Source organism: Methylobacterium sp. AC690, assembly GCF_979256535.1.
Window position 1 is genome coordinate 1 of the sequence record NZ_CEEDOX010000043.1, and the last position, 7074, is coordinate 7074.

Sequence of the window (7074 nt, forward strand, 5' to 3'; positions counted from 1 at the left end):
AGCACCGCCAGGGCCTGCAGGTGGCCTGCCTGGAGGAGATCGCCTACCTGCAGGGCTTCATCGGCAAGGACCAGCTCATCGCCCGCGGCAAGCTCTTCGCCAAAACCGCCTACGGACAGAACCTCCTCAAACTCGCACAGGAAGACCAAGCCGGGCTACTAGCGCGATGACCTAGGTTCCGACCTCTCGATTGATGCGTTTGAGGAACCAACGGAAAGCAAACTTCCGTCGGGACAAAGCTCGAGCTTCATACCGATCCAATCTTTCAAGCTGGTCAAAAATCTCCAGAAATAAATCGTTCGGGTATCCTAGACCTGCCTCGGCTTGTGATGTTTTGTTTACTACTCCGGTCCGCAGAATTGCGGACTTAAATGCTTGTACGCGCTGGAATTTTATCTGCGCCTCAGCAGCATCACGGGCTGCCTCCAGAATGCCGTCAGCAATGCCGTAACTGTCGGCAATAAGCTCCGCCAAATGTTCGATTTCCGACTTCATCTCTGGATCAAGATCGACAATCGAGAGGCCGTGCTTGCGGGCATTCTGTTTCGATTGCGCTTTCCCGGAGGGTGTACGGGGGCCTGTGCTCTTCTCAGCATTTTGGCGATTGGCATGACTGGCGCGCTCAGACGTCATCACTGACCCAACGTTCGAAGAAATACGGTTCACCGCTTGTCAATGCGCTCGATATCAAGGATGTCCGCTGCAACTTTCCGGGCAAGCTGCCCAAACCCTTCTCGCTTGCGCTCGATCTCCCGGAGGAGTGCATCTCGACGCTGATCAGCGAGCAAAGCCATTCGATCGATGCGTTCGATAGAGGGCAAGTTCAAAAGGAAGCCGTGCGCAGCGACGTTTTCTGCCGTGAGACCACGCTCTCGTAGGAGGCCATCGACTTGTGCCTGCTGCTCAACATTTGCAGCCATCCAGCCTGCGGCCAAGCTATTAGCCGATGGGGTCATGAACTGGTTCAATCCCATAGGATCCGCGTTCTGGAGGGCAGGGCGGATCAAATCCTCGGCTGCCTGTAGCTGAGCTTGAACTAGGATCTGCCTCCGCCAACGCCGAATCCGATTGGCCTCCCAGATCAGGTCGGTGATGTTCTTCACCCAGATCGCCTCGATGACGTCACCAGGACGGATTTGATGAACGATACTGCGCAGAAGGGTTTCGTACTGGTCCGGGTCTTCGCCCGGCAGCAGGGGACGGTCTCTAAACAGAAAGTCGAGGTGAGCGGGAATCGCTGGAAGGACGTCTCCGGCTACCGTGGTATCCCCAGGGCTCGACAGGGACCGTTTTGCCTTCGTTGTCGCTCGGTTCGCCATTTGATCCGCCTGTCCTGATTCGATCTCCTTATCCGAAAGCATCCCCCGTGGACAAAGGCGTTGATTCGGATTGATTACGGCGTCCACTGCGTTTGGCGTTGCGGCACGTGCTTCAGTCTCATTGCTCTCGGGCTCAGGCTCAGAATACCCAACACGGCGGCGAGACCCTGCCTGCTCCTCCCGACGGACAATCGTTCCATCAACCTTGCGCTTCAGAGCAGAAGCTCGTGACCCAGGCATCGGACGGGTGACGACTGCTGCCCCGAGATGCCGGAGCTTTTGTCGCTTCGCTTCGGCAGCGCGGACATGATCATTTCGCGTCTTCTCTCGCCCACACGCCTCATGCGCTGGTCCGAGGTTCTGGATCTCGTCCAGCCCACCGAGTTCGAGGGCGCGTATGTGCTCGACGATCCAGCGGTCCCGCACACCGTCGATGCGACAATCGCAGACCACGCAGGTCCCGCCCGTCCGCTCCCAAGCCTGAAGCCGCCGGCGATTCGATAAAGACCCGCGTCGTGTTGTGCGAACGTCCTCAAGCGCGACGTACGGCATCAGGCCCCCCACTTCGGAGAAGCGGACGGTCAGCGAGCGCCTTTAGGGCCTGATCGGAAAGGTGCTCCCAGTCGCAAAGAAGTTGCTCATATCGCTCGATCAACGCTCTGAGTTGTTCATCCTCCTCACGGCCTACGAGTTTCACCTGGAGACCTAGGGAAGCCACCGTTGGGCGTGCAGGATCGGCCGCGCGTTGGCGCAGTTTCTTGTGGGGCATCGCGAGCCTCCGGCTAAGAATAGGTTGGTGAGAAGGTCGGCGATCGCGACAGCTGGGACGCGGTAGGTCTTGGAGTCAGGCGGCACCAAGACTTATGCCAACGACCCTGCTCTAAACGTAGCGCCAGGGATCCGTTCTGGTGGATTGGGCCGCGGACAAGAGTTACCGCTCAGCGACACCTTCTGCGATTGCTTTGATGATGCATCCGCATCCTGAAGAGCTGCATTCGGGCGTACTACCGGCATCGTCGGCTTAGGTCCGATGCTGACGGAAGTCTCATCGATGTTCACAACGGGTCGGTTCGCATCCCAGCCGGCGGTTAGACGAGCCGCCTTGGCGGCCCGCCATGTCCCCTGCAGAGCCGCGGACACACAGATCCGCCACCCTTCACCAGTTACAGCTCGGCGAGCTTTCGCAGCAGCCACGGCTAAGCGCATGATAGCTCTGCGGTCGAAGGCTCCAGACACAAGAAGAAAATAAAGGCGTGCCGATGCCTGCGCTCGACGAAAGGCAAGATCGGCGAACGTCCGTTGCCGCAACGCGGCCTGTCGTTCTCCGGGAGCGAACTGGATGCGATCCGCTCGAATATCGCGTATGGCAGCAGACCACGATAGGGTTCGGGATGAGGGCATAATTTTGATCCATTTCCGATCCGATGATCGTATTCATATCACATGAGTCTTGATAGATCAATATGGCTTATTCGGACGAGGGCGTACTCACAGGTGCTCAGGTGCGCGCAGCTCGCGCTCTCCTTAGATGGAGTGCGGAGGAGCTCGCCGAATCTTCACGGCTCGGCGTTGCTACGATCAGACGAGCTGAACTAAAGGACGGTCCCATTACGTCTACAGCGGCAAATGTTAGAGCGATTCGAACCGCTTTTGAGGACGCTGGCCTTGAATTCATCCCCGAAAACGGGGGAGGGGCCGGCGTAAGATTTCAAAAAAAATAGCCGAATAGGAAATGTAATATCTACCCAAAAATCAATAAAAATTTGATTATCTATAGGTTTCGGGTATTATAAATATAATCGAATTATTAATTGTATGATGTTCCTATTATTACGTTTGATAGGAAAGGATGATGTCGTCTGACACAGTAGTGTTTGGATCAAATATTCGAATTATAACAATTGCATCCCTACCAGGAATGATGGGGCCATATTGTCGCTCAATTTTGGCGCATAGCTCATCGACCCTCTCGCTATCCTCCTCCCCATCCCGGCAATGAATGATGAACGATCGGCTCCGCGAAGAAGTCATCTGTTCTAAGCGCCGGACGCGGCGCTCCAATAAACTTCGACTGGTCATTCGGTTTGCAGGGCCTCAAGGTAGTCAATTCGCTGGCTCAGTTCTTTGTCTCGCAGCGCCCCAGCATAAACACTCACAAGCTTTGCGAGCTCATTCGCGTCATGAAAGGTAATTTTCCCAGCTGCTGCAGCCTGCAGAATGGAGAAGGTCGCATTCGGAAGATCCTCTGTCTTGGTGATCTCCGGCAGCGTAAATCCCGCAGTTCGCATCCGTCGTGCCGATAGCTCACACAAACAGTGACGCATCATTGTAGAATCGCCGGCTAGCGCCATCGCGACTGCTTTATGCCACAACGCAGCCTCAGCTGCCTCAAGGATGTCGTCCCCTGAACTCGTCGTGTATGTTGGCCGTAGATCGCTCAGACCTAAATGAGCTGTCGGCCTGCGACGCCTTGCTGTTGATGTAGCTTTCTCGGACAGCACTTCTGCCGCCATTCGCACCATGCGTTGCATAGAGTTCTCGGAAAAGGTGTCTGCGCGATTGATCCAATAGATGCTGGATCTTGCGCGGGCGAAGACTAACGTCCAGACCGGACGTCGCGTTGGAACTCGTACGCTTGCACCCTCTCGCAGGCCCGGGGCGAAGGCTAGAACGAAATGGCAACATCCCCGAATTTTTGAGAGAAAGCAGGACAGCCGATCAACAAAAGCGAGAAAGCGAGCCCTCAGTGCGATCTGTTATCTTTAAGTATAGACTAAGGCTCAGCAGCTCTCCACCCATGCGGCTCCGATATAGCGCCAATACACCATCGCCACGCCATTCAAAGCCATCGCTTCGATCATTGAGGTGGGGCAGGGCGTGATCAGGAGGCCCGTCATTATCGAATTCGGCTGTGCAGCCACCGCGCAGCCGAGAGGTGAATACGGCTCCTGCGCTCGCCTATTCCTCTTCGCCAACTCACCGCCTCCAGGGGCCACCGAGGTCCCTTCCCCACTTTCGAACCAGCCGGCATTCTGCCGCAGAACGGTTGGATTGCGGGACGAAACGCCTGACACAGAAGCGATAGCGTATCTTGCTATCGCTTCTGTTGACGTTCCAGATTGTCGGATACCGCTTGGTTGGAGCGCGCCATCGGTTACGCTCAGAAATACCGGCTTCAGGCGAACAGCAACACGTCGTGGCCCCGGCCCATGGTGAGATCAAGATTCGTGATCCCCACGAGCTGGAACGTCTCACTCACGTGGTCATGAGCGGCGTCAGCCGTGATCGTGTAGAGATCTGTGCCCCCTGCCGCGTGAGTCAATGTGGCACCCGTGCCAAAGCCATAGAACTCCAGATGGTCGCCTGCCTCAAAGCTCGAGCCCACCTTCACGAAGTCCGTGACCTTGTCGCCGTTGGTCTCACCCCGGCGGAACAGGAAGGTGTCCGCGCCGCCGCCGCCCGTGAGCACGTCCTTGCCGCCGCTGCCGTCAAGCACGTTGGCCGCGCTGTTGCCGATCAGGATGTTGGACTGGAAGTTGCCCGTCCCGTCGATAGCGCTTGTGCCCGTCAGCGTCAGGTTCTCTAAGTTGGCCTGGAGCTTGAACGTCACGGAGGCTTTCACCGTGTCGGTGCCCTCGTTGGCCAGCTCGAACACCCGCTCGGTCGAGACGTCGACGATGTAGGTGTCGTTGCCCGTACCGCCATAGAGGGTATCGAAGCCTGTGCCGCCGTCGAGCGTGTCGTTGCCCGCTCCCCCGTAGAGGATGTCGTTGCCGGCGCCACCGAAGAGATGATTGTTACCCACGTTGCCGGCCAGCACGTTGGCGAGAGCGTTGCCGGTGCCGTTGATGTCGGACGAGCCGGTCAGCGTTAGGTTCTCCACCCCACTGGCCAGCGTGTAGGAGATCGAGGCCTCGACCGTGTCGGTGCCCTGATTGGCCAGTTCGATGACCGCATCACTGGCGTTGTCCACGACGTAGGTGTCATCGCCGATGCCGCCGAACATCTTGTCGGCGCCGAGCCCCCCATCCAGGCGATCGTTGCCGGCATTGCCGTAGAGCTGGTTGTTGCCGGCGTTGCCGATCAGGATGTTGTCGAGGTCGTTGCCGGTGCCCTTGAGGTCGGCCGTGCCGGTCAGCGTCAGGTTTTCGACATTCGCTCCCAGATCGTAGCTGATCGAGGACAGGACGGTGTCAGTACCTTCATGAACGGCTTCGATCACCACGTCGCCGCGCGCGTTGACGATGTACGTGTCGTCGCCAATACCGCCCGTCATGGTGTCATTACCGGCACCGCCGTCGAGAGTGTCGTTGCCGCCAAAGCCGAAGAGCTGATCATCGCCGGCGCCGCCTGACAGAATATTGGCCGCCTCGTTGCCGATGAGAATGTTGGCGAGCGTGTTTCCGGTGCCGTTGATGGCGTCTGTGCCGGTAAGTGTCAGGTGTTCGACGTTGGAGCCGAGCGCGTAGGAGATCGAAGCCAGGACGGTGTCGGTGCCCTGGTTGGAATACTCGATCACGGTGTCGCCGGTGCTGTCCACCACGAAGGTGTCGTTGCCGCTCCCGCCGTACATCTTGTCGGCTCCGGCATTGCCATTGAGCGTGTCGCTGCTGAGTCCACCCACTAGGGTGTCGTTCTTGAGGCCGGTGGTCAGGCTGTTTCCGGCATCGGAGGCGTAGACGATAGCCGCCTGCGAGCTGCCATCAGCGAAGAGTAATTTATTGCTGAGATCAAGCGTACCAGCATCGCTGAGAGCCAGTGTGATTGAAGAGTTTGCGGAGCCATCGCTCTCGTGGGCCACAATCCGATCGTAATTTTGAAATTCTGCGACGGTCTTCGCGATTTTCTCGCCCATGGTTTCAAGCACAACATCGTGCGGGACCGGGAGGTTACCCTTGGTGTAGCTGCCTGAGGCGTCGGTGACGATCTCGACGGACCCGGTGAAGATCTGATCACGCTGAGCTGCCGTGAGCGTCTGGCCTTTGATGACGACAGTGTCCTGTCCAGCTCCGCCCTGCACCAGGTAAGCGGTGACCGCGCTATCGACCGTGAAGGTGGTGCCCGCCGCGTTCGCGCTCTTGATGGAGCCAAGGCTGCCGTAGATGCTCTTCGATGTGAGATCGAGGCTTGCAGCTGTGGTCGTGAGCGAGGTGCTCGTACCGCCGAGGCTAATCGAACTGACGCTGCCCAGCGTGTCGGTCACCAGCTCTATATTGGAACCATAGCCCAAGCTGATGCTGGTAACGTCGGCCAGTGTGGCGGCGTCCACCTTCACGATGGTTTTGCCAGTGCCTGATAGGCCGCCCGACACGCTCAGGCTCTCGACATGGCTGAGGCTGATGCTGGTCAGGTCGTAGATCGTGTCGACGCTGGGCGTCGCTCCTGGCGTGAGGCTGGGATTGTAGGGGGTAGACAGGCTCAGAGTGTCGTAGCCTGCACCGCCATCGATGACGCTGCCGGCCTGCAGCTTGGTCGGAGCGCTGGCAGAGATCTGGTCGCTCTCGTTGCCGCCTTGCAGCGTGACCCGGCCGGTACCAAGCGCGACCGAGATCCCGCTCGCGGTTGGGAAGGCGGTCGATCCGCCCGGCGTGGTGGTGCCGTCGCTGAGGACCACCTTGAGATCTATCCCGTCGCGCAGGGTCAGGCTGGCTTGGCTGGAGGTGACGTTGGTGAGGCGTACCTCCTCGAAGCCGGCGAACTGGGCCAGGTTTGCTAGGTCGAAGCTACCCGAGCCGGTGAGCGCGAGCACATCGTA

Annotated in this window: 4 protein-coding genes and 2 pseudogenes; 1 reads left to right on the forward strand and 5 read right to left on the reverse strand. The window is 58.3% G+C overall.

From position 1 onward, the window contains the following. Positions 1-170 (forward strand): annotated as a pseudogene (locus AC0IY1_RS25125) (glucose-1-phosphate thymidylyltransferase RfbA); the annotation flags it as partial. Position 171: 1 nt separating this feature from the next. Here the strand turns inward: AC0IY1_RS25125 and AC0IY1_RS25130 are convergent. The 5 genes and pseudogenes from AC0IY1_RS25130 to AC0IY1_RS25150 form a co-directional block, all read right to left on the reverse strand. Then, positions 172-633 (reverse strand): hypothetical protein, encoded by a 462-nt coding sequence (locus tag AC0IY1_RS25130; RefSeq protein ID WP_471773298.1) that lies wholly within the window; start codon positions 631-633, stop codon positions 172-174. A 29-nt stretch (positions 634-662) separates the two neighbouring features. After that, positions 663-1319, reverse strand: a complete 657-nt coding sequence (locus AC0IY1_RS25135; protein WP_471773302.1) for a hypothetical protein — start codon at positions 1317-1319, stop codon at positions 663-665. 330 nt (positions 1320-1649) lie between these two features. Next, a pseudogene (locus AC0IY1_RS25140) lies at positions 1650-1871 on the reverse strand (HNH endonuclease); the annotation flags it as partial. 1523 nt (positions 1872-3394) lie between these two features. Then, on the reverse strand, positions 3395-3850 hold the full coding sequence (locus AC0IY1_RS25145) for a hypothetical protein (protein ID WP_471773299.1): 456 nt from the start codon (positions 3848-3850) through the stop codon (positions 3395-3397). Positions 3851-4494: 644 nt separating this feature from the next. Next, positions 4495-7074 (reverse strand): hypothetical protein (locus tag AC0IY1_RS25150; protein ID WP_471773300.1); only part of this gene is annotated, 2580 nt, incomplete at its 5' end.

What these genes read in the sequence shown, in the direction of transcription:
- AC0IY1_RS25130 (WP_471773298.1), bottom strand. Translation starts at nt 633, where the DNA reads ATGACGTCTGAGCGCGCCAGTCATGCCAATCGCCAAAATGCTGAGAAG.
- AC0IY1_RS25135 (WP_471773302.1), bottom strand. Translation starts at nt 1,319, where the DNA reads ATGGCGAACCGAGCGACAACGAAGGCAAAACGGTCCCTGTCGAGCCCT.
- AC0IY1_RS25145 (WP_471773299.1), bottom strand. Translation starts at nt 3,850, where the DNA reads ATGCAACGCATGGTGCGAATGGCGGCAGAAGTGCTGTCCGAGAAAGCT.